Source organism: Steroidobacteraceae bacterium, assembly GCA_041395505.1.
GTDB lineage: Bacteria > Pseudomonadota > Gammaproteobacteria > Steroidobacterales > Steroidobacteraceae > JAWLAG01.
On record JAWLAG010000001.1, the window covers coordinates 2,656,060 to 2,681,320 of the forward strand.

The 25,261-nt window shown below is 62.7% G+C and carries 24 protein-coding genes; 6 read left to right on the top strand and 18 right to left on the bottom strand.

Annotated features, from left to right (window positions below; all coding sequences use genetic code 11):
• Positions 1-39 precede the first annotated feature (39 nt).
• The 5 genes from R3E77_12345 to R3E77_12365 all read right to left on the bottom strand — a co-directional run bounded on the left by R3E77_12345 (position 40) and on the right by R3E77_12365 (position 5,655).
• The gene (locus tag R3E77_12345; GenBank protein ID MEZ5500204.1) at positions 40-1,440 is read right to left on the bottom strand and encodes a hypothetical protein; all 1,401 of its coding nucleotides are present in this window, start codon (positions 1,438-1,440) and stop codon (positions 40-42) included.
• A complete protein-coding gene (gene nhaA, locus R3E77_12350; GenBank protein ID MEZ5500205.1) occupies positions 1,437-2,621 on the bottom strand; it encodes a Na+/H+ antiporter NhaA in 1,185 nt (394 codons plus the stop codon). The genes R3E77_12345 and nhaA overlap by 4 nt, the downstream gene beginning before the upstream one ends.
• A gap of 80 nt (positions 2,622-2,701) precedes the next feature.
• Positions 2,702-3,250 (bottom strand): DUF2799 domain-containing protein, encoded by a 549-nt coding sequence (locus R3E77_12355; protein ID MEZ5500206.1) that lies wholly within the window; start codon positions 3,248-3,250, stop codon positions 2,702-2,704.
• 93 nt (positions 3,251-3,343) lie between these two features.
• Entirely contained in the window at positions 3,344-4,645 is a 1,302-nt protein-coding gene (locus R3E77_12360) for a cystathionine gamma-synthase family protein (GenBank protein ID MEZ5500207.1), read from the bottom strand.
• Positions 4,646-4,710: 65 nt separating this feature from the next.
• A complete protein-coding gene (locus R3E77_12365) occupies positions 4,711-5,655 on the bottom strand; it encodes an NADPH:quinone oxidoreductase family protein (GenBank protein ID MEZ5500208.1) in 945 nt (314 codons plus the stop codon).
• A gap of 160 nt (positions 5,656-5,815) precedes the next feature.
• Here R3E77_12365 and R3E77_12370 point away from each other — a divergent pair, with 160 nt between their 5' ends.
• The 3 genes from R3E77_12370 to R3E77_12380 are packed head-to-tail and all read left to right on the top strand — an operon-like array spanning position 5,816 to position 8,308.
• A complete protein-coding gene (locus R3E77_12370; protein ID MEZ5500209.1) occupies positions 5,816-6,928 on the top strand; it encodes a hypothetical protein in 1,113 nt (370 codons plus the stop codon).
• Positions 6,918-7,190: a MoaD/ThiS family protein gene (locus R3E77_12375; protein ID MEZ5500210.1), complete on the top strand. Its 273-nt coding sequence runs from the start codon at positions 6,918-6,920 to the stop codon at positions 7,188-7,190. Before R3E77_12370 ends, R3E77_12375 begins: the two co-directional genes overlap by 11 nt.
• 2 nt (positions 7,191-7,192) lie before the next feature.
• Complete coding sequence (locus tag R3E77_12380; protein MEZ5500211.1) at positions 7,193-8,308, top strand: HesA/MoeB/ThiF family protein; 1,116 nt, start codon at positions 7,193-7,195, stop codon at positions 8,306-8,308.
• 3 nt (positions 8,309-8,311) lie between these two features.
• On the opposite strand, the gene R3E77_12385 is transcribed toward R3E77_12380, so the two are convergent.
• From R3E77_12385 to R3E77_12395, 3 genes are read right to left on the bottom strand one after another with little or no spacing between them, the layout of a single operon-like run.
• A complete protein-coding gene (locus R3E77_12385; protein ID MEZ5500212.1) occupies positions 8,312-8,929 on the bottom strand; it encodes a ChuX/HutX family heme-like substrate-binding protein in 618 nt (205 codons plus the stop codon).
• 26 nt (positions 8,930-8,955) lie between these two features.
• Complete coding sequence (locus R3E77_12390) at positions 8,956-9,372, bottom strand: pyridoxamine 5'-phosphate oxidase family protein (protein MEZ5500213.1); 417 nt, start codon at positions 9,370-9,372, stop codon at positions 8,956-8,958.
• 58 nt (positions 9,373-9,430) lie between these two features.
• The gene (locus R3E77_12395; GenBank protein MEZ5500214.1) at positions 9,431-12,847 is read right to left on the bottom strand and encodes an indolepyruvate ferredoxin oxidoreductase family protein; all 3,417 of its coding nucleotides are present in this window, start codon (positions 12,845-12,847) and stop codon (positions 9,431-9,433) included.
• 124 nt (positions 12,848-12,971) lie between these two features.
• On the opposite strand from R3E77_12395, the gene R3E77_12400 reads away from it, so the two are divergent.
• Positions 12,972-13,451 (top strand): Lrp/AsnC family transcriptional regulator, encoded by a 480-nt coding sequence (locus tag R3E77_12400; protein MEZ5500215.1) that lies wholly within the window; start codon positions 12,972-12,974, stop codon positions 13,449-13,451.
• A 12-nt stretch (positions 13,452-13,463) separates the two neighbouring features.
• Here the strand turns inward: R3E77_12400 and paaZ are convergent, their stop codons facing one another.
• The 9 genes from paaZ to paaA are packed head-to-tail and all read right to left on the bottom strand — an operon-like array spanning position 13,464 to position 21,699.
• Positions 13,464-15,545 carry a phenylacetic acid degradation bifunctional protein PaaZ gene (gene paaZ, locus R3E77_12405; protein MEZ5500216.1) on the bottom strand — a complete coding sequence of 694 codons (2,082 nt, stop codon included), beginning with the start codon at positions 15,543-15,545 and terminating at the stop codon, positions 13,464-13,466.
• A gap of 18 nt (positions 15,546-15,563) precedes the next feature.
• Positions 15,564-16,766: a 3-oxoadipyl-CoA thiolase gene (gene pcaF / locus R3E77_12410; GenBank protein MEZ5500217.1), complete on the bottom strand. Its 1,203-nt coding sequence runs from the start codon at positions 16,764-16,766 to the stop codon at positions 15,564-15,566.
• 18 nt (positions 16,767-16,784) lie between these two features.
• Positions 16,785-17,228 (bottom strand): hydroxyphenylacetyl-CoA thioesterase PaaI, encoded by a 444-nt coding sequence (paaI, locus tag R3E77_12415; GenBank protein MEZ5500218.1) that lies wholly within the window; start codon positions 17,226-17,228, stop codon positions 16,785-16,787.
• 14 nt (positions 17,229-17,242) lie between these two features.
• Positions 17,243-18,031, bottom strand: coding sequence for a 2-(1,2-epoxy-1,2-dihydrophenyl)acetyl-CoA isomerase PaaG (paaG, locus tag R3E77_12420; GenBank protein MEZ5500219.1), 789 nt, complete (start codon positions 18,029-18,031; stop codon positions 17,243-17,245).
• A 6-nt stretch (positions 18,032-18,037) separates the two neighbouring features.
• Positions 18,038-19,117: a 2Fe-2S iron-sulfur cluster-binding protein gene (locus R3E77_12425; GenBank protein ID MEZ5500220.1), complete on the bottom strand. Its 1,080-nt coding sequence runs from the start codon at positions 19,115-19,117 to the stop codon at positions 18,038-18,040.
• Positions 19,118-19,135: 18 nt separating this feature from the next.
• Positions 19,136-19,651 (bottom strand): 1,2-phenylacetyl-CoA epoxidase subunit PaaD, encoded by a 516-nt coding sequence (gene paaD, locus R3E77_12430; GenBank protein ID MEZ5500221.1) that lies wholly within the window; start codon positions 19,649-19,651, stop codon positions 19,136-19,138.
• Positions 19,638-20,402, bottom strand: coding sequence for a 1,2-phenylacetyl-CoA epoxidase subunit PaaC (gene paaC, locus R3E77_12435; protein ID MEZ5500222.1), 765 nt, complete (start codon positions 20,400-20,402; stop codon positions 19,638-19,640). Before paaC ends, paaD begins: the two co-directional genes overlap by 14 nt.
• Positions 20,399-20,686 (bottom strand): 1,2-phenylacetyl-CoA epoxidase subunit PaaB, encoded by a 288-nt coding sequence (gene paaB / locus R3E77_12440; GenBank protein ID MEZ5500223.1) that lies wholly within the window; start codon positions 20,684-20,686, stop codon positions 20,399-20,401. The genes paaC and paaB overlap by 4 nt, the downstream gene beginning before the upstream one ends.
• 17 nt (positions 20,687-20,703) lie before the next feature.
• The gene (gene paaA, locus R3E77_12445; protein ID MEZ5500224.1) at positions 20,704-21,699 is read right to left on the bottom strand and encodes a 1,2-phenylacetyl-CoA epoxidase subunit PaaA; all 996 of its coding nucleotides are present in this window, start codon (positions 21,697-21,699) and stop codon (positions 20,704-20,706) included.
• Between the two features lie 109 nt (positions 21,700-21,808).
• On the opposite strand from paaA, the gene paaX reads away from it, so the two are divergent.
• Positions 21,809-22,723: a phenylacetic acid degradation operon negative regulatory protein PaaX gene (gene paaX / locus R3E77_12450; protein MEZ5500225.1), complete on the top strand. Its 915-nt coding sequence runs from the start codon at positions 21,809-21,811 to the stop codon at positions 22,721-22,723.
• Here the strand turns inward: paaX and R3E77_12455 are convergent.
• The gene (locus R3E77_12455) at positions 22,667-23,767 is read right to left on the bottom strand and encodes an AraC family transcriptional regulator ligand-binding domain-containing protein (protein ID MEZ5500226.1); all 1,101 of its coding nucleotides are present in this window, start codon (positions 23,765-23,767) and stop codon (positions 22,667-22,669) included. The two genes, paaX and R3E77_12455, sit on opposite strands and share 57 nt — an antisense overlap.
• A gap of 121 nt (positions 23,768-23,888) precedes the next feature.
• Between R3E77_12455 and R3E77_12460 the strand changes: the two genes are divergently transcribed.
• Positions 23,889-25,226 (top strand): aminotransferase class III-fold pyridoxal phosphate-dependent enzyme, encoded by a 1,338-nt coding sequence (locus tag R3E77_12460; protein MEZ5500227.1) that lies wholly within the window; start codon positions 23,889-23,891, stop codon positions 25,224-25,226.
• Positions 25,227-25,261 lie beyond the last annotated feature (35 nt).

Below are 25,261 nucleotides of genomic sequence, written 5' to 3' on the forward strand. Positions count from 1 at the left end.
CCGCGATGCAACGGCGCCCGACGGGCGGTTGCCGGCCGCCTACTGCTGCCGTGCATCGTCGTGGAGCCGCTGCAGAAACCTGCGTACGGCACTTTCAGCCTCCTGCGCGCCAAGCAGTCGCTGCTCGGTGAGCAACTGCGCCATGTCGCGCAATGAGCGCCGGCCATCGATCAACGACATGAGGTGCGCCTGAACACGAGTCGCCACGACGATGTGCCTCAGCTCCTCGCCATAGGGTACCGGTAAGGTCGCATCGACGAGCCAAGGCGGTGCATGCGAGTGTTCGACAGGCTCGCCCGCCGTGGCACGTTTGCGTGCAAGCCAGCTGACAGCACGTTCGCGTCGCGCGTGCCGGCTGAGCGGCGAGCGCATATAGTCGATTTCGTCCTCGTCGCATCGCTCGATCTCGAAACCTTTCGCGCCGAGTATTTCGCGTGCCTCCTCGAGTGAAATACGTTCGGCAAGAGGTCCAGCCGTGTAGGTCAATGACCCGAAATTGATCCAGACAGCGTCGTCGGCCAGAAGATGGTTGACGCGTGTCGCGAAGTCGCTGAGGCGCTCACCGACCACATCGACCAGCCACGGCGTGACGACAGCGCCCATGCTGCCGGGAGCCACCGGCGGTCGCAGCGCGTCGCCGGCGATGGCATGTAACCCGGCGCGTGACTCCGCCGGAGAGCGTAGTCGCTGCGTGACGGCATGATTCTGGATGCTGCTCGGGGCAATTGGAAATTCCATGAGTTCGAGTTCGCGTCCCGCAAACATTTCGCGCGCCACGAACAGCAGCATCGGATTGAAATCGAGCGCGAGCGTATACCGCGGATTGAGCGCCTGGTGCAGATCGTAGGCAAGCCGCCCGGCACCAGCGCCGAGAACCAGTACGTCGCGATCCTCCAGGCAATTGCCAAGCCCGCGGCTCACGATGTCGATTGCGGCTCGATTTTCCGCATCGCCCCAGCACCAGTCGCGATGCAGGTTGGCGTAGTAATTCGTGAGGCCTTGATCGGCCGGCAATTGCGTGCGCAATGCGAGCAACGTCTCGTAGGCCGCGGTCTGCTGCGTCAGCTGCAGCGGCTCGAGCAAAGCGAGGAGCTGCCGCGCGTGCGCGAGCTGCGCATCCGCAAGGAGCTGCAGCCGGCGCGCGGTTGCACTGCCCGCGACGGCGTTCTCGCCTGCGATACGGGCCGCATGGGATCGCCTTTCGATGTCCGCCAGCAGCAGACGCAGGCGCGCCTGCCACTCGCTCAACGCTGCCTGTGGCTCGGCGAACAGCCAGGGAATGCCGCCAAGCATCGGGAAACCGCTGCCGCAGGCTTCGCATATCAAGCCCTCGTTGCGCATACGCAGACCGCCGCGCCGGCAGCGCGTGCAATGCAACGGCGGCGGCGCCAGTTCCGGCTGGGCCTTCGGCGGCACCTCGGACCGTCCGGATCCGCTCATCGCCGTGGCAGTGCCCAATGCAGCAGGAGCGCGCCGAGCGCGCCAGCGAGCAGCGATCCCGCGAGTACACCCGCCTTGGCAGCCTCGAAATACTGCGCAGGCGCAGTTTCGAAGGCGAGGCTCGCAATAAAAAGACTCATCGTGAAGCCGATCCCGGCAACGGCACTCAGCGCCAGCAATTGCAGTACCGGAATCGCGCTGCGCTTCGTGACAGGCATGAGCGCGTTGACGATGATCAAAGCGAGAAAGATCCCGAGCGACTTGCCGACGACCAGTCCGGTCGCGGCGCCCGTGGCAACACCGGCTGGCAACTCGGCACTCTGTAATGCGCCAAGATCAAGGCCAGCGTTGGCCAGCGCAAACAGGGGCAATACACCATAGGCCACCCAGGGATGCAGCAGGTCTTCGATCAGGCTGGCGGGCGCGGGCGCGCTGCCCTTGTCCGGACGCAGCGGCAGCGCGAAGGCGGTTATCACGCCGGCGAGTGTCGCGTGAACGCCCGACTTGAGCACCGACACCCACAGCACGACGCCGAGCAGCAAATAGGCACCGGGCCGCATCACCGACGCGCGATTGAGAATCAACATGACGAGCACGACGATGGCTGCAACCGCGAGCATTCGCGCAGACAAGTCTTCGGTATAGAAAAGGGCGATGATCACGATCGCCGCGAGATCGTCGATCACTGCGATAGCGGTCAGCAGGACCTTGAGTGCAAGCGGCACCCGGGCGGCAAAAAGCGCCAACACCGCCAGCGAGAACGCAATATCGGTCGCCGCCGGAATGGCCCAGCCGCGCAACGCAATTGGATCGGCGCCGGTCCAATAGCTATACACCAGGGCCGGCAGCACGATCCCGCCCACGGCACCGGCAAATGGCAGAATGCGCTGCTGGAGGCTCGCTAGCTCGCCGGTCAGGAACTCGCGCTTGATTTCGAGGCCCACTAGCAGGAAGAACACGGCCATCAGGCCGTCGTTGACCCACATCAGCAAGGGTTTGACGAGCTGGAAGTCGGCAAAAACAAAACCAACCCGCGTGCGCCAGAAGTCGTCGTAGATCGCGCCCAGCGGCGAATTGCTCACCAAAAGCGCCAACGCGGCGGCGCCCATGACCAGGAGTCCGGCGGAAGACTCCAGTTTGAGAAATTTGTTGAGCGCGCCTTGCAAGACCATGGCACGCATGGTACCGCGAATATGCGGCAGGATGCCCGGGATCAGGGACTGGCTGCTTGAATCCCTCGTGCCACCTGTGCAGAGCTTGCCTAGATGCTCTGCGCCTGGTATTCGAGTTCCTCGAGTTGACGCGCGGCAATCACGCGATCACGAGTCAGCTCGATGCGCCGCAGCACTGCGACGGCGCGTTCCTTGTCGCTGGATTCCTTGTCAGCGATCACGCCATCGACAGATCCCAGTTCGTGGTCGATCTGATTGAGTCGGTAGCGGGCGCGGTAGAGCGCCTGGCCAAGCGCGTAGGTCGCATGAAAACCGTTATCCGGGTCGTCGTCGCATACACCGTAGTAGCGCGAGCCTGAATTGCCGACCGCGAAACCGTTTTGCGCCGTGCAATAGGCCCCGAGCCCTGCGGCTCGTCCATCCAGATAGCGTGTGCGATCGGGTGCTACGCCGTGTTCGCCACAGGCCTTGGCGTGCGTGACGAGCCGGTCACCTGGAAATCCCTGCCGGCCATCGCGGTAGCCGATGTCGTACCAGTCGGCATAGCGACACTCGTCCTTGGACAGACTTGCACAACCTGTCTGCAGCAGCGTCGCGGACAGGACCAACAGACCCAACATGGATTTGATGTTTCGCATGGGGCATAGCTTGCTACCGCTGCAATGAATGGTCAGTGAACCGCAGCGGCTCAACCACGGTCCAACCGTGCCTGCGTCACAGCTTGGCGTCGTTCAGATTTTACTTAAACCGAGCTCGAGGTCCGCGATCAGGTCGTCCGCGTTTTCGATGCCTACCGAAATGCGAATCAGCGCATCCGTGACCCCCAACCGATCTCGCGTCTCCTTCGGCACGCCGGAGTGAGTCGTCGACGCCGGGTGAGAGATGAGTGTTTCCGTGCCACCCAGGCTCACTGCGAGCTTCATGACCGAGAGCGAGTCCAGGAACTGAAATGCCTCGCGTTCTCCGCCTCGAACAGTGAACGAGAAGGTTGATCCGGCGCTCTGGCATTGCCGCTCGAATACCTTGCGCCGTGGATCGTCGGCGGCGAGAAATCCGAGGTAATTCACCGCAGCGATCTTCGCATGATTGCGCAGATATCCGGCAACCTGCTGTGCATTGTCGGCCGATTTGTGCATGCGCAGCGCAAGCGTTTCCATCGAACGCATGATCATCCACGCGGTGTTCGGATCGAGCTGAGTGCCAAAACTCGAACGCAGCGCCCGGATCGGCCCGAGCGCCGCTTTCGAACCCACCACCCCACCTGCCACCAGATCTGAATGACCACCAACATATTTGGTGAGTGAATAAATCACGATATCGGCGCCATGCTCGAGCGGGCGCTGGTAAACAGGCCCGAGAAACGTATTGTCGACCGCGAGCATCGGACGCTCCCCGCCCTGCTCGGCCTGCAGCCAGTCTGCGCTCTCACGCCACAATGCCAGGTCCACCAGGCCATTGGTCGGATTCGCAGGCGTTTCGGTCATAAGCAGGCTCACGCGACCACCGTTGTTGCGAGCCATGGCGAGTGCCTTTTCGGCGCCGCGTCGCACGGCCTTTGCATCGCAACCGTCACTCACGCTGACGCTGTGGATTCGATAATTGGGCAGCGTCTTCTCGAGCAAGGTCTCCGTGCCACCATACAAGGGTTGACTGCACAGCAGAACATCACCCGGCCGCGCATAGCTCCAGATCGTCGTCGAGATCGCGGACATGCCGCTGGACAACACCATGGCCGTCTCACCGCCCTCCCACAACGCCAACCTGTCTTCGAGCACCTCCAGGTTGGGATTGTTGAAACGCGAGTAGACCAGCCCTGCTTCCTTGCCCGGCGGTGGCTGGCGCCGGCCGGACGTGTAGTCGAAGAAATCCTTGCCATCCTGCGCACTGCGGAACACGAAGGTGGAAGTCAGGAAAATGGGCGGCTTGAGCGCGCCTTCGGACAGGTTGGGGTCGTAACCGAAACCCATCATCTGGGTCTCGGGCGCCAGCGTGCGTTCGCCGACCTTGCGCTTGTGGTAGCTATCGTATGCCATGCGATCCTCGCTCAAATAAGGTTGGTCGTGTAATCGACCGATACCTCATTGTCGCGCAATGGGGATCAGATCGTCACGACGATCTTGCCGATGGCGCGTCGCTCGGAAAGCTGCGCAATTGCATCACCGCCGCGCGCGAGCGGGAATCGCGCTTGAATGCGCGGTCGGATGCGGCCATCTCGATACAACTCGAGCAGCTCATCCACCAATCGTGCCGCGGCCTGCCGTTCACGCTGCAACCAGGCGCCGAAGGCGACCCCGACGATCTGACAGCTTTTGAGCAAGGGCAGATTCAGCGGTATGGCCGGGATGCCGGCTGGAAAGCCCATGACCAGAAAACGACCGCCCCAGTTGAGGCAACGCAGCGCGGGCTCCGAATAGCTGCCACCGACGTTGTCCGCCACCAGGTCGCAACCGCCGCCTGTGGCCAGTTTGAATTGCGCCGCGAGTTCGCGTTGTGCATTGCGATCGAGCGGGCCCGCCGGATAGATCAGTACCTCGTCAACTCCGAGATCGCGAACGAAATCCGCCTTGGGCATCGATGAAACAGCGCCGATGATGCCGGCACCGTGGGCCCTGGCAATTTCGATGCTTGCAACTCCGAGCCCCCCGGCAGCACCCAGCACGAGCACGGATTCTCCCCGGCGTAGCTGACCGCGCCGCGTCAACGCATAGTGAGCTGTGCCGTAGGTCATCAGCAGGGACGCGGCCTCATCCATCGGCATGCCCGGGGGCACATGCAGGCACTCCGCTGCGGGCAGACGGAGGCGCTCGGCCAGAGCGCCGCTCACGCACCACCCGAAGACCCGATCGCCGGCTTTGAACTTCTGTACGCCCGCACCTACTGCTACGACTGTGCCTGCGAACTCGCCGCCGGGCGCGAACGGCCGGGCAGGCCGACGCTGGTAGCGATCCGCGATGATCAGCACATCGGGGAAGTTGATGCCGACGGCCTCCACGGCTACGAGAACCTCGAGTACATCTGGCGCACCCGGGTCGGGTATGTCCATTAGGCGCAAAGTCTTGGGACCTCCGGGAGTCGTTGACATGAGTGCGCGCATTCGCTCATTAAATCGCCTGCGTTGCGCCCGCGCCACCCCAATTTGCCGTCGCATGCGGGAAGTGACGAACGGGATTGACAGCCATTCGCACGAGGCAGATTCTCCGCGCATGACTCAAACACTCTGGATAGGCACGCGCAAAGGCGTATTCACCTTGCGTCCGGATGCGCGCCGCCGCAGCTGGCGACTCGCTGGCCCGCAATTCTTAGGCCATGTCATCCACCACGTCGTCCAGGATCCACGCGAACCCAGGCGTCTGGTGATCGGCGCGCGCACGGGCCACCTGGGTCCAACGGTTTATCACTCGGCCGATCGCGGCCGCAGCTGGAAAGAATCCGCTGCACCCCCGGCTTTTCGCAAAGCGGGTGATGGCGAAGCCGGCCGCGCGGTGCAGCGTGTTTTCTGGTTGACACCGGGCCACGCGGACGAACCGGGGGTCTGGTATGCCGGCAGTTCGCCGGCCGGCTTGTTCCGCTCGGCCGACCATGGGGATCATTGGGAACCCGTAACCGGATTCAACGATCACCCGATGCTCGCGCAATGGGCACCAGGCTCCGGTACACCAGACGGAGAGTTCCTGCACTCGATCCTGGTCGACCCACGCGACCCCGCACACCTATATATAGGGATCTCGGTCGGCGGCGTGTTCGAGTCGACGACGGCCGGCCGCGACTGGATGCCTCTCAATCTCGGTTGCGACGCCGACTGGCTGCCGAGCCCCGATACGGAGTTCGGTCACGACCCGCATTGTGTCGTGCAGCACCCGAAGCATCCGGACCGGTTGTACCAGCAAAACCATTGCGGCATCTATCGGCTGGATAGACCGCAACAGCGCTGGCAGCGAATCGGCCGCGCCATGCCGAAGAAGATCGGCGATATTGGGTTTCCCATCGTTTTGCACCGCGATGATCCGGATACTGCCTGGGTCGTGCCGATGGATGGCACGACCGTGTGGCCACGCACCTCCATCGCTGGCCGACCTGCTGTCTACATGACGCGCAATGGCGGTCGGAGCTGGCAGCGCCAGGATCGCGGCCTGCCGCGCTCGAAAGCATGGTTGACCGTGCTGCGACAGGCCATGTGCCGCGACGACCACGATAACACCGGACTCTATTTCGGCACGACCAGCGGCGAGATCTGGGCGAGCACCAATGCCGGCAGGAACTGGCGCTGTATTGCCCGTCACCTGCCGAGCGTGTTTTCAGTCACGCATGGGCGCTGAGTGCAAGGTCAACATCCCTAGTCCGTTGCGATCGTACACCCACGATGCAGCAACCGTCGCGGCGCGCGGCGATAATGTCGATGCGATATTGCGTGATCTCGATGCCCGCTACAGTGGACTTCGCTTTCGCATCATCGATGAGCAGGACGCGATTCGCCCCCATATTCGCATCTATGTGAACGAGACGGTTGCATCTGACATCGGCATGTCGGTTCGACCGGGCGCTACGCTACACCTGATCTGCGCGCTGTCGGGCGGTTGACCGTGGCGCTGTCGACGGATGACCTTGCGCGCTATCAGCGCCATCTGTCACTCCCGGAGATTGGCGCCGAAGGACAGGAGCGGCTCGGTAACGCGCTGGTCGGCATCGTCGGCATGGGCGGCCTGGGCTCCCCCGCGGCGCTCTACCTCGCGGCTGCCGGCATCGGGCGATTGCGGCTCATCGACCACGATGCAGTTGACCTCAGCAATCTGCAGCGTCAGGTTCTCTACGCAACCGCAGATATTGGCGCGGCCAAGGTCGAGTGCGCCCGTGCACGCCTGCAGGCGCTGAATCCTGCCATCGAGGTCACGGCATGCAACGAGGCCGTGGGCGCGCTGAATGCCGGGCGACTGCTCGGCGACTGCGACGTGGTCGTCGACGGCACGGATCGCCTTGCCGCACGCTACCTCGTCAATGATGCCTGCGTGCTGTTGGGGCGTACGCTGGTGAGCGCGGCGATTCATCGCTTCGAAGGCCAGATGCTGACGGTCGTTCCGGGAAAGGGACCCTGTTACCGCTGCCTTTTTGCGGAATCAGCCGACGGCCTGGTACCGAACTGCGCCGATGCGGGTGTGCTCGGCGTATTACCCGGGGTCATGGGATGCCTGCAGGCAACCGAGGTCATCAAGCTCATCACCGCAATTGGTGAGCCGCTGGTCGGTCGGCTGCTGGTTTTCGATGCACTGGCCATGAGTTTCAGGCGATTTGCCGTCGAGCGACGGGTCGATTGTGCCGTCTGCGGCGATTCGCCGAGCATACGCACGCTCCGTTCCCATGCCGCTGCGACAGTTTCGCGCATGTCAGCGAGTGAGTTGTCACGATCCGCCGAACGGATCAGGCGCGGTGATCTCGCCGTCGTCGATGTTCGCGAAGAGCATGAATTCGTCGCAGGACATCTGCCAGGCGCGATCAATATCCCACTGGCGCAACTGCCGACGCGATTGCACGAATTGCCGGTCTGCGAAGCGTTGGTGATGCTGTGCCGCAGCGGCGGCCGCAGCGAAGAGGCCTGTCAGGCCGCCTTGCGCGCCGGCGTGAACGGCGTATTCAATCTCGATGGAGGCTTGCTCGCCTGGGCCCGCGACATCGACCCCTCGCTGCGCGTTGTCGATCCCTAGAAACTACGGTCCGGTCGCGCAGAGCCTCGGCATTTCCGCGATCCTGTTCCAGGTCAGATCGAATTGGGCGATGGCCGCCTCGTCGGGTTCCTCGCCCTCGCCGCGCAGGAACACGGCGAAAACGCCTTCTCCAGCCTGGTCGAAAAACTGCACCCCGCGCACCGTTCCCTCGCGACCTTTCAGACGAACGGCGTAAATCGCGCCGAGCAGGTCGGGCCGGAGGTGACCGCTGAAATTGGCATGGCCGAGGTTGAAGTACTTGCTCTTGCTCGATGGCTCGCCCGCGACGATATCACTGCTGATCTCGAATACGTTGCCTGCTTTGATGATAAGCACCAGCGCGTGGTCCCAACCTGCCAGCGACGACCAGACGTCGGCGAAGTGCTCGCCCGCCACGCCGACGCTCATGCCCGGCGGCATGCCCGCGGCGACCTGTGCTTCGGACAGCTTCAACTGCGGCGCCGCGGCAAATGTCATGGGCGCCGGGCCGTCACCGTAAACAGCGGCTACTCGTGTCCTGTCGCCAGGCGATGGACACAGCGCGTCGGCCGCAGACTGCGCAAACAACGGGCTCGAGGCAATGACGCCAACTGACATGATGCAGGCAATGCTGATTCGCATGTTTATCTCCCCCGACCGGCTGTTGATCAATTGCGTTCCTCGATACCGTAAATACGCCAATGTCGAGGTGTCAGCAAGCCAAGCTGCGTGCCCTCGGCGGACAGGCCGCGCTGGCGCTGTTCGAGACCGGCATCACCGAAGGCATTGCGTATCATTTCGTCCCACAGAACCTGCGCTTCGGCATCATGGCGCACTGCGACCGTGCCCCAGACGATGACGTGCGCCATGGATCCGGGTCTGGCCATTGACACGCAGGCACGAGGATCACGCTCGAGATTGCGCACCTTCTGCTTGCCGGTGAGACTGAACAGCAGGTGATCGGTCGACAGCCCCATCATCAGCGGCGTGACATGCGGCGCGCCATCCCGGCCGATGGTGGCGAAATGAACCCAATCGGCCGGCGCATGAATTGCCTCGATGGCCTTGCGTAACTTGCTGTCCAAATCCGCAACTCCTGTCGTAATCCCATGTGCGCCGCATCAACCGCGGCGCTGTCGAGCATCAGGATTGTAGCGTGGCGAGCAATTGATCGCTCTGCGAGCGCACCTGCGCTGCAGCCTGCGCCTTGACCTGGCCGTAGCCGCGGATCTCCATCGGCAGCGCCAGCAGCCGCATCCAACCGTCGCGAGTGGCAAGCGTCGCCTCGGCAGCGCAGTGGCCCAGCAGCTTTTCGTACCAGTCGATCAGCGCACGCTCCATCCGTCGCTCCACGGTATGGCCGAACGGGTCGAACACCGTGCCGCGAAGTCGCTTCATTGGCGCGAGCAGGCGAAATGCCATGCGCATCCAGCCGCCGAACTCCCGCTTCAGCGGGCGACCACGCGCGTCCTTGCCACGAGCGAATAATGGCGGCGCCAGGTGATGTCGAATCCTGAACCCGGGGGCAAATTGCGAGCCGAGCTGCCCACGAAAGCCCGCATCGAGATGCAATCTCGCCACTTCGTATTCGTCCTTGTACGCCATCAGCTTGAACAGGGACCTGGCAGCCACTGCGGCCAGGTCATTGGCCAGCTCGCCGGGTAAGCGCGTGTACAGGTCATCGATCCGCGAACGGAAGCGCAGCGCGTAGCTCCCGCTCTGGTATTTCGCGAGAAATTGTGCGCGCTTGTCGACGAGCTCTGCGACCGTCGGGACCGATGTCGTTGGCAATTCGGCCACAGGCGCAAGTGAGGGATGATTCGCCGCGATGAGCCGCCCGGCCGCGAAGGCCGCGCGATTGGCTGCCACCGCTACCGCGTTCAATTCGATCGCGCGCTCGATGGCATCGAGCGGCACGGGCACGAGGCCCTGTTGCCAGGCGAAACCGAGCATCAGAACGTTGGCAAAAACACTGTCGCCGAACAATTTTTCCGAAATCTGGTTCGCATCGATCGATCGGAGGCAGTCCTGCCCGACCGCAGCGGCAATTGCCTGTTCGCGTTCGGCGACGCGCAACATTGCATCGCGGTGGCGCACCAGGTCGCCGGTGGGCATCTCGGCGAGATTCAACGCGATTCGGGTACCGGATCGGTAGCAGCAGGATGCTTTGGGCGAGGATGATACGACGATGTCGCAACCAATGACGGCATTGGCCTGACCCGGATCGATGCGCACCTGATTGAGCAGGTCGGTGCTTGATGCAATGCGGATATAGCTCAGTACCGGGCCAAACTTCTGCGCGAAACCGGTGAAATCGAGCACGCTGACCGAATTGCCCGAAATATGCGCGGCCATGGCGATCAATGCGCCGACTGTAATAACACCCGTGCCGCCGACGCCGGTCACCAGCAGATTGTATGGCTCATCGATATCTGCCAGGGCAGGTTGCACCAGCGTCGCCGCGATCGATTGAAAGTCCTGCGCAATCGCGCGGCGCGCCAGACGCTCGCCCTCGATGGTGACGAAACTCGGACAGAATCCGTCCAGGCAACTGTAGTCCTTGTTGCAGGTGGACAGGTTGACGCGTCGTTTGGTGCCGAACTCGGTCGCAATGGGTTCGACACTCAGACAATTCGACGCCACCGAGCAGTCGCCGCAGCCTTCACAGACCAGCTCATTGATGACGACATGACGCTGCGGGTCTGGGACCAGAGCTCGTTTGCGGCGGCGCCGTTTCTCCGTGGCACAGGTCTGCTCGTAGATGAGGATGCTGACGCCCCTGCACTCGCGCAGTTCGCGCTGCAGCGCATCGAGCTCACGTCGATGATGCAGCGTGGTGCCGGACGGAAAATCAGCGAGAGTAAACTTGCCTGGCTCATCCGATACCACTGCAATGCGTTGCGCACCCTCTGCGCGCGATATGCTCGCAATGGCCTGGACCGAGACCGGACCATCGACGGGTTGCCCTCCGGTCATGGCAACCGCGTCGTTGAAGAGTATCTTGTAGGTGATGTTGGCGCCGGCTGCGATCGCCTGGCGAATTGCCATCGAACCTGAGTGATACCAGGTTCCTTCGCCGAGATTCTGGAATACGTGCCCGCGACCGGTGAATCGCGACGAGGCTGCCCAGTTGACGCCCTCTCCGCCCATCTGGATCAGCGAAGTGGTATTGCGATCCATCCAACTCGCCATGAAATGGCATCCAATGCCCGCGAGCGCCTGCGATCCTTCGGGAACACGCGTCGAAGTATTGTGTGGACATCCCGAGCAGAAATATGCCGTGCGCGTCGCGCCGGGGATCTGCAGGGTGATCGCGTGTTCCGGCATGGCACGTTTGGCGCGCGCAGGGAACCCTTCATCCGGAAAGAGCCTGTCGAGCCTGCGGGCGACGATAGGCAGGAGCATCTGCGGCGTCAGTTCACCGACCCAGGGCACGAGCCGCGACAGGGACTCATCGTTCTTGCCGACCATGCGCTTCGGCTTGTCCCCTGGCCAGTCATAGAAATACTCCTTCAGCTGACTCTCGATGATGCCGCGCTTCTCCTCGACGACCAGCACCTCCTCCTTGCCGCGAACGAAGTCGAGCGCCGGACGTCGCGGCAGAGGCCAGACCAATCCCACCTTGTAAATGTCGATTCCAAGGCGGCGACACTCGCAGCCATCGAGGCCAAGGAGTCGCAACGCTTCCATCAGGTCCAGATGCGCCTTGCCGGTCGTGACGATACCGAAGCGGGCGTTCGACACGTCGTAGATGGAACGATCGATCGGATTGGCCTCGGTGAACGCGTAAACAGCGTTCTTCTTCGCTTCCAGTCGTTCCTCGATCTGCGGACCCGGCAGGTCCGGCCACCGGTAATGCAATCCGTCCGGTGGCGGCTGGAACTGCGGGGCAATGAACCTTCGATCCGCTGCGAGCTCGACCGATTGCCCGGACTCGACGGTCTCGGCAATCGCCTTGAAACCGACCCACATCCCGGAGAAGCGCGACAAGGCATATCCGTACTCGCCGAAAGCAAGGTACTCGGCAACGTTGGCGGGATTCAGCGTCGGCATGAACCAGCTCATGAAGGCGACATCGGATTGATGCGGCATCGACGAGGAAACGCAACCATGGTCATCGCCCGCCACAACCAGAACACCACCGTGGGGCGACGAGCCATAGGCGTTGCCGTGCTTCAACGCATCGCCGGACCGATCTACGCCCGGACCCTTGCCATACCACATGGCAAATGCACCGCGTACCCTGGCGCGAGGATTCGTCTCTACCTGCTGAGTGCCGAGGATGGCGGTCGCCGCCAGGTCCTCGTTCACGGCAGGGAGGAATTCAATGTGTTGCGCGCGCAGTTCATCGGAAACGCGCCACAGCTCCAGATCGAGCGCGCCGAGGGGCGAGCCGCGATACCCGGAAACGAAACCGCCTGTTGCGAGGCCCGCCTCGCGATCGCGGCGGGCCTGATCGAGCAACACCCGCACCAGCGCCTGGGTGCCCGTCAGGAAGACGCGGCCATCCCTGCGCGTGTAGCGATCCTCGAGACAGTATGCGGGCAGCGCAAGCGACATTCAGGGCCTCGGTGAGCAGGAAGGAAAATGGATATTCTGCCCGGCTCAGTACAAATATTCTGTCTAACTCACCTTTCTATTGGCTATGATTGGTCATATATTTCATCGAATATAGGTTTTCTGGATGAAACCACCGAACGCCCCCCTGGTGCTCGAGGCCCAGGACAAACGCATCCTGGAGATGCTGCAAAGAGACGGGCGTATGTCCAACGCCGACCTTGCCGAAGCGACCGGCATGTCGGCCTCCGCCTGTTGGCGCCGCGTGCGCCAACTCGAGGCTGTCGGGGCGATTCGCGGCTATCGCGCCGAGATTGACCCGCGCGTGTGCGGCCTCGGCTTTCAGGCCATCGTGCATGTGCAGCTCACCCGACACGATCCGGACCGGCTGGCCGAATTCATCAGCGCAGTCCAACACCGACCCGAAGTGCTCGAGTGCTTCGCCACTACGGGCGATGCGGACTATCACCTGCGAGTCGTCAGCGCGGACATCGACGCCTACAACCGCTTTCTCGATGAATTTCTGTTCCGTGTTCCCGGTGTCGCCAGTGCGCGCACGAACGTGATCCTCAAGGAACTGAAGCATCACTCGGCACTGCCATTGTGAGCGGTCAGCGCCTCAGGACGCTCGTGACTCACCGCCCTGCTCGACCACGGAATCCGGCACTTCGCGCACACTCACCATAGTCAGGACATCGTACGAAGCAACTGTTTCGTTGTCCTGGTTGGTGATCTCGGTGTCCCAGGCAACTTCTCCCCAGCCCTTGTCGGCGCGCAGACGCTTCGATTTGCAGGTCAGTCGCACCTTGATGCGATCGCCCGGCTTGGCGGGTTTTACGAAACGCAGGTTGTCCAGCCCATAGTTGCCGAGCACCGGACCGTAGTCCGGATCGACAAACAATCCTGCCGCCGCGGAAATCAGAAAATAACCATGCGCCACGCGTCCGCCAAATAGCGGATTGCGTGCGGCCTGCTGCTCGTCCATGTGGGCATAGAAATTATCGCCAGACAGCGCGGCAAAAGCCTCGATGTCATCGATCGTGACTACGCGTTCACGCGAATTGAAACTGTCTCCGATGCGTAGCTCCGTGAGGGGTTTGCGAAACGGATGCCTGCCCGGATCGAGCTCGCGGCTCCCTCTCACCCATCGGCCGCCTACCGCAGTCAGCGTGTCCGGACCACCCTGTACCGCGGTGCGCTGCATGTAGTGCAGCACGCCGCGTATGCCGCCCATTTCCTCGCCGCCGCCCGCACGCCCTGGCCCGCCATGCACCAGATGCGCAAGTGGCGAACCGTGGCCGGTCGACTCCTTGGCGCAGTTCCGGTCGATGACCAGAAGTCGGCCGTGATAAGGCGCGAGCCCAAGCACCAACTCACTGGCGATTTCTGCATCCCCGGTGAATACGGAGCCGGCCAGGCTTCCCGCGCCCAGCCGCGCAATCTCGATCGCCTCCGCGTTCGAATCGAAGGGCAACAGCGTCGCAACCGGCCCGAAGGCCTCAACGCTGTGCACCAGACGCGCCGAGCGTGCGTCCCGGCACTGAAGGAGTATGGGGAACACGAATGCGCCGCGACCGTGATCGGCATCGATGAGCTCGCCCTCCTGGCCATCGCCATGAATCACCGCTGCCTCGCTGCGCAGCTGCTCGACGCAGGAGAGCACTTCGCGCCGCTGGTCGAGCGTCGCGAGTGGACCCATGCGCACGCTCTTGCTGCGTGGATCGCCGACCACGATCTTGCGGAGCGCCGCCTGCAGGGCACCCGCAACCGCAGCGAGCTGTTCGCGCGGCACGATCGCCTTGCGGATGGCGGTGCATTTCTGCCCGGCCTTGGCGGTCATCTCGCGGACGACTTCACGCACGAACAAGTCGAATTCCGCCGTGCCTTCGCGCGCGTCGGCCCCGAGTATCGAGGAGTTGAGCGAATCCGTTTCGGCGATGAATCGCACCGCATTCGCCACCACGACCGGATGGGTGCGCAACTTCTGCGCCGTCGCGGCCGAACCGGTGAATGACACGATGTCCTGGCAAGTCAGATGATCGAACAGGTTGCCAAGGCTGCCGCAGACGAGCTGCAGCGAGCCCTCGGGCAGCAGTCCCGTCTCGATGATGCGGCGCACGACACGTTCGGTCAGAAACGCCGTTGCCGTTGCCGGCTTGACGACGACCGGCACACCGGCGAGCAGCGCAGGCGCCAGCTTCTCGAGCATCCCCCAAACAGGGAAATTGAAGGCATTGATATGGACAGCGGCACCCTCCAGCGGCACGCAGATGTGCTGACCCAGGAAGGTTCCGCCGCGCGAGAGGATCTCGGTTGCGCCATCGAGGAAGACGTTGCTGTCAGGTAGTTCGCGAGCGCCCTTGCTCGCGAAAACGAGCATCGTGCCGATGCCACCCTCGATATCCGGCCAGGAATCGGCACGCGTCGCCCCGGTGGCATATGAGGCTTCGTAGAATTCCTCCTTGAAATCCATCAATCGCTTGCCGAGTGCCTTCAACATCGATGCGCGCTCGCGGCAGGTCATCGCGCGCAACGCGGGCCCGCCCACGCCGCGGGCATGAGCCAGAATAGCGGCAAAATCGAGGCCTTCCGACGAGGACAGCGCGATGATGTCGCCGGTCGTGGCGTCTCGCAGCGCCACACCTTCGCCGCGTCCTGTGCGCCACTGCCCCGTAACGAAACTTGCAAGTCTTGTTGTCATCTCGACCTCTGCTCTGCTTCAGACACGTTCGATAATCATTGCGATTCCCTGACCGACACCAATACACATCGTGCACAACGCCAATCGTGCATTACGCTTCTCGAGCTCCAGCGTCGCCGTCGTGACCAAACGCGCGCCGCTCATGCCAAGTGGATGGCCAAGCGCGATCGCGCCACCATTCGGATTGACATGCTCGGCGTCGTCGGCAATGCCAAGCTCGCGCAAGACGGCCAGCGCCTGCGCCGCGAACGCCTCGTTCAGTTCGATGACGTCTAGCTGGTTGATCTTGATTCCCGTTCGGGCCAGGAGCTTGCGGGTCGCGGGTACGGGACCCAGCCCCATGACGCTGGGTTCGACGCCCGCCACGGCAGCACTGCGCACGCGTGCGCGCGGCCGAAGCCCATGGCGTTTTGCCGCGGCTTCGCTTGCGATGATCAGCGCGCAGGCGCCATCGTTGACCCCGGACGCATTGCCCGCCGTCACCGTTCCATCCTTGCGAAACGGCGTGCCGAGGCGGGCCAAAGACTCCAGGGTCGTGGCACGCGGATGTTCGTCCTCGCTTACAACCCGAGGATCGCCCTTGCGCTGCGCGATGCTGACCGGAACGATCTCCTCGGCCAGGCGCCCGGCCGCCTGCGCTGCCAACGCACGCTGCTGGCTGCGCAGGGCGAACGCGTCCTGATCGGCTCGCGATATTGCGGCACGCGCGGCGACGTTCTCGGCCGTCTCCGGCATTGAATCCGTGCCATATTGCTTCGCGAGCGCCTGGTTGATGAACCGCCAGCCGATGGTGGTATCGAAGATCTGCTGCTCGCGACCAAAAGCGTTTTCGGCTTTGGACAACACATAAGGCGCCCTGGTCATGCTCTCGACGCCGCCCGCGACCACCATGTCGGCATCGCCCGTGGCGATCTGCCGCGCCGCCATGGCAACCGCGTCGAGCCCCGAGCCGCATAATCGATTGACGGTGACACCCGCCACGGTCTGCGGTAATCCCGCCAACAGCGCCGCCATGCGCGCGACATTACGATTATCCTCGCCTGCCTGATTCGCGCAACCGAGTATCACATCGTCGAGCGCCTGCCAATCGACGCCCGTGTTGCGGGCCACCAGCGCACGCAGCGGGACCGCCGCAAGATCGTCAGTTCGCACGGCTGCCAGCGCGCCACCGTGGCGCCCGATAGGCGTACGCACCGCGTCGCAAATGAATGCATCAGCCATTGATCGAGACCCCCTGTTTCAATCGTCGATGATTTTCTCTTCGCGCGCACGGGAACGGCCGCGGAACATGGCGACGGTGCGCTCATCGCCATTCGTAACTCGCACGTCGTAGATGCCGTTGCGACCGTCGTGGGTTTTCTCGACGGCCTCGGCGGTGAGCACATCGCCTTCACGCGCCGGTGAAACAAAATCGATACTGCAGGCCGCCGCAACGGCAACGCGGTTGTGCGAATTGCAGGCGAAGGCAAAAGCGCTGTCGGCCAGCGAGAACACCATCCCGCCGTGGCAGATGCGGTGACCATTGACCATGTCCGCCCGCACCAACATCCGCACACGCGCGAAACCCGGCCGCACCTCTTCGATGACCATCTGCAGTGCCCGCGAAGCGCTGTCGCGTTCGAACATTGCAGCAGCGACGCGCGATGCGAGAGACTGATCTGCTGCCTTTTGCGTGGGGGTCATCGTGAAGCGGCCGATCAGCGGCCGCGAAAATTTGGGCTGCGCTTTTGCGCAAATGCGGCAACGCCTTCGGCATAGTCCTCGGATGCGCCAAGCTCGCGCTGCCAATCGCGCTCGCGATCCAGTTGCTGGCGAAAATCATGATTCCACGACTGGTAGATCGCCTGCTTGGTGCGCGCGAGCCCCAGCGTGGGTGCCGCTGCGAGCTCGGCAGCCAGCTCATCGACTGCTCCTGACAATTCGCTGTCCTCGACGCAGCGCCAGATGAGGCCCCACTCGGCTGCACGCTCGGCCGTGAGCTTCTCACCCAGCAATGCGAGCCCCATCGCGCGCGCATTGCCAAGCAGCCGGGGCAGGATCCAGGTGCCACCCGAATCGGGCACGAGCCCGAGTCGGCAGAACGCCTGCACGAAACTCGCCGAGCGCGCGGCGATGACCAGGTCGCAGGCGAGTGCGACGTTCGCCCCGGCACCTGCTGCAACGCCGTTGACCGCTGCGATGACCGGCATTGGCAACTCTCGCAGGGCGAGCACGAGCGGATTGTAGTTGCGCTCGATCGACTCGCCGAGATCGACGCGGGGTCCGCCGGGCGCAACAGCGCGATCACCCAGATCCTGGCCGGCACAGAATCCCCTCCCGGCGCCGGTGATGACCAGTACGCGCGCCGCCGATTCCTGCAAGGAATGCAAAGCGCTGCGGATTTCCGCATGCATCGCCGTCGTGAAGCTGTTAAGGCGCTCAGGGCGATTGAAGGTCAGGCGCGCAATGGCCCCTTGAATCTCGAACAGGATGTTCTCGAATCGCATCACTGTTCACTTCTCGTCATAGCTGATGACTACACGTGGACTCGTTGGGCGCGCCTGGCAACAGAGCACGAAACCGGCTTCGACCTCCCAATCCTCCAGGGCGAGGTTGCGCTCCATGCGCACGCTCCCCTCGACGACCCGTGTGCGACAGGTCGAGCATATGCCGTCACGACAGGAAAATGGCAGCTCGAGACCCGCCTGCTCGGCCGCTTCGAGCAGGGTCGCGTCCTGGCGCAACATGCGAAAGGTGCGCCGGCGTCCATCCTGTTGCACGATGACTTCGGCGCCCGCGCCTGCCGCGGCTTTCGCCGCCGATGGACTCACCGCGACGCCTTGTCCCGTGCCTGTCGTGCCATTCGCCATGGTGAATCGTTCGACATGGATCTGGCCCTGGACACCCTGCGCCTTCAGCGCTGCCTTGACCGTGTCGATCATGCCTCCCGGGCCGCAAATGAAGAATTCGTCGACGATGGAGAAATCGACGACCCGATCCGCAAGGTCCTTGATCTTCTCCGAGTTCAGCCGGCCGTTGAAGATATCGGCATCCTGCGGCTCGGCAGTCATCAGAAAGTGAAGCGAGAATCGTTGCAGGTAGCGATTCTTGAGGGACAGCAGTTCATTGACGAACATGCTGCGCGCGCTGTCGCGATTCAGATAGAAGATGGTGAAATCGCAATCGGGGTTGCGCGCCAGGCACGTGGAAGCGATCGACAGTATCGGTGTAATACCGCTACCAGCCGCGAACGCCACATAGCGCCTGCCGGGTTCGGCACCTTCACGCGGACGAAACCTTCCGCCGGGAGTCATTACATCGAGTGTGCCTCCGATGCGCAGTTCCTCGGCAAGAAAGCGCGACATTTCGCCTTGTACGCGCACTCCGATCCGCAAACCATCCCCCTCTTCGGCAGCCGCCGAATAGGTCCGGCGCAATTCACGGCCGGAAACTGTTGCCCGCACCGCGAAGTGCTGGCCGCAACGGAATGCGTACTCGTCGCGCAATTCGGCCGGGACATCGAAAGTCAATGCGACCGCGTCGGCTGCGATGGTTTCACGATTTTTCAGAACCAGCGGATGAAATTGGAGCATGGCGCGAACTTTATGAGTTTAGAAGCATTTGAAATATTCGAAGGGTTCACGGCAATCTTCACAGCGGTACAGCGCTTTGCACGGGGTCGAGCCGAATTCGCTGATGCGGCTGGTGTGTACCGATTCGCAACGCGGACAGGCGATTGCCGCCTGCGGGTGCAACAATGCCCGCGTACTGCCAACCGGCCGCTGCGGCGGCGCGATTCCATAGGCTCGTAGCTTGTCGCGCCCTGCCTCGCTGATCCAATCGCTGCTCCAGGGCGGTGACAAAACGCTGCGTACCTGCACCGGCGAATATCCTGCCTCCTGCAGGGCTTCCTCGATACTCGCATGAATCACGGCTGTCGCCGGACAACCCGAATAGGTCGGACTGACGGCGACCCGCAGACCGTGATCGCCCTGCGGCTCAATCGAGCGGATGATGCCAAGATCGACGACGGTGAGCACAGGGATTTCCGGATCGGGCACGGTGGCGACGACGCACCAGGCGCGCTCGAGTCGCTCATCCGATTGGGCCCGGTTACCAGCTTGCACCAGGATAACTTCGCTGCATGAACTGCATTTGCGCAAGCAGATGTCCCAGGTGCTCGCCATGTTCGCCGCGCTTGCCCATCAGGGCGGGTCGGGTATCGGGCGGCTGGGCGAGCGTCGCTTGAGAAAGTACATCATCCACGCATCGCTGCCACGCCGCCCGCAGCGTGCGTGGATCGGGACCGATGCCGGCGGCAAGAACGGCCTCGTCGAGCTCATCGGCAACGAACAACTCGCCGACGTGGCGCCACAGGAAGTTCAGTGCCCTCTGGACCCGGTCGTGACTCTCGTCGGTTCCGTCACCGAGACGAACCAGCCAGCCACCGCTGTAGCGAAGGTGGTAGCGCGACTCCTTGAGTGATTTTGCCGCTATCTCCGCAAGACGCGTGTCGCTCGATTGGCAGAGGGCCTGATACAGCTCGCACTGCCAGGCATCGAGCAGGAATTGGCGCACGATTGTGACGCCGAAATCATCGTTGGGCTGCTCGGCAAGAATTACATTGCTGTACTCGTGCTCGGCGCGCAGAAACGCGAGTTCGTCTTCCCCGCGCCCGGCGCCTTCGAGTTCACCGGCATAGGCCAGAAACAGTCGGGCCTGCCCAAGCAGATCGAGCGACAGATTCGCGAGGCCAAGATCTTCCTCGATGGCCGGCGCGTGCCCGACCCATTCGCCAAGCCGCTGGCCAAGCACCAGGCTGGTGTCGCCCAGGCGCAGCACATAGCGGAAGTGATCCTGATTTGCCAATGGTTTCAAAGTGTTTCGACCTCGTCCGGGATCTGGTAGAAAGTCGGGTGCCGATAGATCTTGTCACGCGCCGGCTCGAACAATGCGTCGGCTTCGGCGGGATCGGATGCGGTGATCTGCGCAGACGGAACCACCCAGACGCTGACTCCTTCGAGGCGCCGCGTATACACATCGCGCGCATGCTCGATCGCCATCTGCGGATCGGTGGCATGCACGCTGCCGACATGCTTGTGATCGAGACCACCGCGGGCCCTGATGAATATTTCGTAAAGAGGCCAGTCCTGTTTTGCCACGAGTGTCGCTCCGTAATTCACGCCGCGCGCGCGGCGGCGCGTTCGCGCTGTTTGGCTGAAAAGGCGCTGGCCGCCTCGCGAACCCAGCGGCCCTGTTCATGTTTGGCGCGTTGCGCCGCCATTCGCTCGGCGTTGCATGGCCCGAAGCCCTTGAGCACCTGCTTGAACTCTGCCCAGTCGATCGCGCCGAAGCGGTAGCATTTCGCCGCCTCGTTCCATTGCAGATCGGGATCGGGCACGGACAGGCCAAGGAACTTTGCCTGCGGCACGGTGAAGTCGACGAACTTCTGACGAAGTTCATCGTTGGTGAATCGCTTTATCTTCCAGCGCACTGACTGCGCCGTGTGTTGCGAGTCGGCATCGGAAGGACCGAACATCATCAACGATGGCCACCACCAGCGATTGAGCGCACCCTGCGCCATGTGTTTCTGTTCGGCAGTGCCGCGAGCGAGCCGAAGCATGATTTCATAGCCCTGCCGCTGGTGAAAACTCTCCTCCTTGCAGATGCGGATCATGGCGCGCGCATAGGGTCCGTAGGAGCAACGACACAATGGAATCTGGTTCATGATCGCCGCACCGTCCACCAACCAGCCGATCGCGCCAATGTCAGCCCAGGTCGGCGTCGGGTAGTTGAAGATGCTCGAGTACTTGGCGCTGCCGTCCAGCAGCTGTTCGATGAGCTCATCCCTGGACACTCCCAGGGTCTCCGCCGCGCTGTAGAGGTAGGCGCCATGCCCGCCTTCGTCCTGAACCTTGGCGGTGAGGATGCACTTGCGCAAGAGAGTGGGTGCGCGGGTTATCCAGTTGCCCTCGGGCAGCATGCCGACGATTTCCGAATGTGCGTGCTGGGAAATCTGCCGGATCAGGGTCTGCCGGTAGGCGGCCGGCATCCAGTCCTTGGGTTCGATCTTCTCCTCGGCGTCGATACGCGCCTGGAAGCGGGCTTCGAGCTCTGCAGGCTCGGCTGTGCCGCCCTGCCCCGATCCGGCCTGGTCCAAACCCTGGGTATACATGAGCTCGCCCTCGGTCCAAGAACCGGATCATTCTGACACGTAAAATTTTGCTCTACAATATTTTTGTGTCACGATAGTTTTTTTCAACTCCATCAGGCCCAATCCTGCGATGACAACCACCGTCGAGTCGACGACCCGCAGCCTGGTGAGGAATTTCGGCCGGCAGCGGCCCCTGCGCGCCGGCTCGCTGTTGGTCACGATTTTTGGTGACAGCATTGCGCCGCGCGGCGGCGTCATCACGCTTCGAAGCCTGATCGAACTGGCGGCGCCTTTTGGCCTTACCGAGCGCCTGGTGCGCACCTCGGTGAGCCGCCTGGCGGACGACGGCTGGCTCACAAGCCGGCGCCGCGGCCGCCTCAGCGAATATCGCCTGGCCCGCACCGGAGCGGACCGGTTCGCCCGCGCGACCTCGCGCATCTACGCAGCACCGCGTCGACAATGGGACGGCCGCTTGACGGTCGCCATCGCGCACCGCGAACGCCGCGGCGTCAATGCGCAACTGGCGCAATCCCTGTCGTGGGAAGGATTCGCCCAGATCGCGCGCGGCGTGCTCGTGAGCGCGGCGCACGATGCATCAGCAACCCGCCAGATCATCGCGAGGGCCGGCCTTGCGGGCGATGTGCATGTCCTGACGGCATGCGACGAGCGCTCGCAGGAACTCGCGCAAATCGTTCGCAGTGGCTGGAACCTCGACGAACTGGCCGCGCGTTATCGCAGTTTTCTGAAGCGCTTTGCACCGCTTGCACGCACCGTCGCGCATGAGCGGTCCGTCGACCCGCGCTGTGCATTCGTGCTGCGCACCTTGTTGATACACGAATTTCGCAAAGTCGAATTGCGCGATCCGCTCCTGCCCGCTGCTCTCCTGCCCGACGATTGGGCCGGACACGATGCCTACGCGCTGTGCCGGCGAGTCTATCGGTGGGCACTTGCTCCCGCGGAACGATTTCTGTCTGCGACCGCGTGCCGCCTAGACGGAAGCTTGCCACCCGCCGACCCTGCCCTGTTCCGGCGCTTCCAGCGTTGAGCGCAACACGAACCGTCGGTATCGACGGGGCGTCATGCCAAACCATCGCCTGAAGGCCCGCGTCAGGCAAGCGGACTCGGCGTAACCCAAACGGCGAGCGATGGTCGCGATACTGATGCTTGGCTGGCGTATCCAGCGGCCGGCAAGATCCTTCGCGGCCTCGTCCTGCAGTCGTTTGAAGCTGGTCCGCTCGTTGCGCAATCGCCTTTGCAGGGTGGATTCCGACAGCCCCAGCTGGCGCGCGATGTCCGGCGCGCGCGCGCCGCCTTGCATCTTGTCTTCGGAGAGGCAGCTGCGCACCTGCCACGTGAAACTGTCCGCATGGCCATACTTCGCCGCATGTTCGCGTACGTGCGCTTCGAGAATCGGAAACAGGTGCGGATCGAGGCGGCGGGACGGGGTACGCAAAGCGTTGCGGTGGATATAGAGGCGATTGGCAGGTTGCCCGAACAGGACAGGCGCCTCGAAAATGCGTCCATAGGCAGCAACCCCGAGCGCAGGCTTTTCCTGCTCGAAGTCGACGCGCGCCAACGGACAGCTCCGTGAAGAGAACAACTGCACCAGACGCCACACAAAACCGATCGAGAACTCGACGTCCTGGCGACGGGGTTCGAGCTGCTGGTCGGCAATTCGATACGTAAATTGCAGATGATCATCGACGATGTCGACGTCATGCACCGAGGCGTCCTGGATCGCGCTGGTGTAACGCGCGAGATTGCGCAGGGCAACCTGCAGATTGACGGCACTGAGAAACAGGTAGCCCACTGCACCCATCATTTCCGCGCCCACCCGTTGCGACAACTCCAGTCCGAGCAATGGCTGGCGCAGCTCCTGCGCCAGCCAATCGAACCAGGCGAGATAATTCTTCATCGGTACGCGTTGCACGCTCACGCCGCGCGCCGGCATCTGTGCTGGATGCGGTATGGCGAATTTCTCCAGCCCTTTGTTCACCATGGGCGAGTGCGACTGCAGGGCATCGCACAGGGATCTCACCACCGAGAGTTCGATCGTCGGGACGGGGGCCGCGAGGCTGCTGGCTGGCATGTTGAAACGGCCTTGGTGCCTTGATTTATCAATATTATGCCTGTTTTTGTCAATAATGCGGCCATCCTGGGAGCCATACTCATTAGATAGGCCCATGGCACGGGTCACCTGGATGCAATCGATGACCAACCCATACGCGAAGTCGTTCTGGCACCCGATGATCCACCCGGCGGAGGCGCGCGCCCGCGAGCCGATCCACATCACCCAGGGTGATGGCGTCTACGTACGTGATGATCATGGCAAGACGCTGCTCGATGGTGTCGCGGGACTGTGGTGCGTCAATGTCGGCCACAACCGCACCGAAGTGAAGGACGCCATCAAGCAACAGCTCGATACGCTCGAGTACTTCCAGCTGTTCGACGGCGTCTCCCACCCGCGGGTCGTTGAGATGGCGGAGCTGGTACTCGATTTCACTGCCGAAGAACGTATGCGCCGGGTGGTGTTCAACTCCGGCGGATCCGATGCAATCGAAACCGCGCTCAAATTGGCGCGCCAGTACCATCGCCTTGCAGGCCAGCCGGAACGAACCAAGTTCATCGCCCTGAAGCAGGGCTATCACGGCACCCACTTCGGCGGCGCATCGGTCAATGGCAATTCCGTATTCCGCCGCAACTACGAACCGCTGTTGCCGGGCTGCTTCCACGTCGACTCGCCATGGCTTTATCGCAACCCATGGACCGACGACCCGGTCAGGCTCGGCGAGATCTGTGCCGAACAGCTCGATCGTGAAATCCAGTTCCAGGTTCCCGACACCGTCGCTGCCTTCATTGCCGAACCTGTGCAAGGTGCGGGCGGCGTCATCGTGCCGCCGCCGAATTACTGGCCGCTGGTACGTGAGGTCTGCGACAAGCACGGCGTATTGCTCATCGCGGACGAAGTCGTCACCGGCTTTGGGCGTTCGGGCTCGATGTTTGGCGCGCGCGGCTGGGGCGTCAAGCCCGACATCATGTGTTTCGCCAAGGGAATTTCCTCGGGCTACATTCCCTTGGGCGCCACCGTCGTCAACGACAGGATCGAACGCGCCTTCGAGGATAACCAGACCTTCGATGGCGCCATCATGCACGGTTATACCTACGCGGGCCATCCGGTCGCCTGCGCGGCCGGCATCGCCGCGCTAGGCATCGTGCGCCGCGAGAATTTGCCGGACAATGCCCGCGTGCAGGGCGAGTACCTGCTGGGTGCGCTCAAGTCATTGGAAAAGTCCAGGTCCGTCGGCGATGTTCGCGGCAAGGGCCTGATGATCGGTATCGACCTGGTGGTCGACAAGAAGACCCGCCAGCCAGTTGATCCGCAGGATCCGCTTGCCGCCAGGCTGGCTGCGGTTGCGCGGCGCGAAGGTGTGCTGGTGAGACCCGTGGGCACCAAGATCATCATCTCGCCGCCTCTGGTGTTCCAGCGCGAACATTGCGACCAGATGATTGCAGCGCTCAACACGGCATTCAAAGAAATCGACAAGTAGCCGGACAGGCTCGCTGAAATAAAGGGGGAACTGCC

Coding starts and splice junctions, on each gene's coding strand:
- R3E77_12345 (MEZ5500204.1), bottom strand. CDS start 1,440: ATGAGCGGATCCGGACGGTCCGAGGTGCCGCCGAAGGCCCAGCCGGAA.
- nhaA (MEZ5500205.1), bottom strand. CDS start 2,621: ATGCGTGCCATGGTCTTGCAAGGCGCGCTCAACAAATTTCTCAAACTG.
- R3E77_12355 (MEZ5500206.1), bottom strand. CDS start 3,250: ATGCGAAACATCAAATCCATGTTGGGTCTGTTGGTCCTGTCCGCGACG.
- R3E77_12360 (MEZ5500207.1), bottom strand. CDS start 4,645: ATGGCATACGATAGCTACCACAAGCGCAAGGTCGGCGAACGCACGCTG.
- R3E77_12365 (MEZ5500208.1), bottom strand. CDS start 5,655: ATGGACATACCCGACCCGGGTGCGCCAGATGTACTCGAGGTTCTCGTA.
- R3E77_12370 (MEZ5500209.1), top strand. CDS start 5,816: ATGACTCAAACACTCTGGATAGGCACGCGCAAAGGCGTATTCACCTTG.
- R3E77_12375 (MEZ5500210.1), top strand. CDS start 6,918: ATGGGCGCTGAGTGCAAGGTCAACATCCCTAGTCCGTTGCGATCGTAC.
- R3E77_12385 (MEZ5500212.1), bottom strand. CDS start 8,929: ATGCGAATCAGCATTGCCTGCATCATGTCAGTTGGCGTCATTGCCTCG.
- R3E77_12395 (MEZ5500214.1), bottom strand. CDS start 12,847: ATGTCGCTTGCGCTGCCCGCATACTGTCTCGAGGATCGCTACACGCGC.
- R3E77_12400 (MEZ5500215.1), top strand. CDS start 12,972: ATGAAACCACCGAACGCCCCCCTGGTGCTCGAGGCCCAGGACAAACGC.
- paaZ (MEZ5500216.1), bottom strand. CDS start 15,545: ATGACAACAAGACTTGCAAGTTTCGTTACGGGGCAGTGGCGCACAGGA.
- pcaF (MEZ5500217.1), bottom strand. CDS start 16,766: ATGGCTGATGCATTCATTTGCGACGCGGTGCGTACGCCTATCGGGCGC.
- paaI (MEZ5500218.1), bottom strand. CDS start 17,228: ATGACCCCCACGCAAAAGGCAGCAGATCAGTCTCTCGCATCGCGCGTC.
- paaG (MEZ5500219.1), bottom strand. CDS start 18,031: ATGCGATTCGAGAACATCCTGTTCGAGATTCAAGGGGCCATTGCGCGC.
- R3E77_12425 (MEZ5500220.1), bottom strand. CDS start 19,117: ATGCTCCAATTTCATCCGCTGGTTCTGAAAAATCGTGAAACCATCGCA.
- paaA (MEZ5500224.1), bottom strand. CDS start 21,699: ATGTATACCCAGGGTTTGGACCAGGCCGGATCGGGGCAGGGCGGCACA.
- paaX (MEZ5500225.1), top strand. CDS start 21,809: ATGACAACCACCGTCGAGTCGACGACCCGCAGCCTGGTGAGGAATTTC.
- R3E77_12455 (MEZ5500226.1), bottom strand. CDS start 23,767: ATGCCAGCCAGCAGCCTCGCGGCCCCCGTCCCGACGATCGAACTCTCG.
- R3E77_12460 (MEZ5500227.1), top strand. CDS start 23,889: ATGACCAACCCATACGCGAAGTCGTTCTGGCACCCGATGATCCACCCG.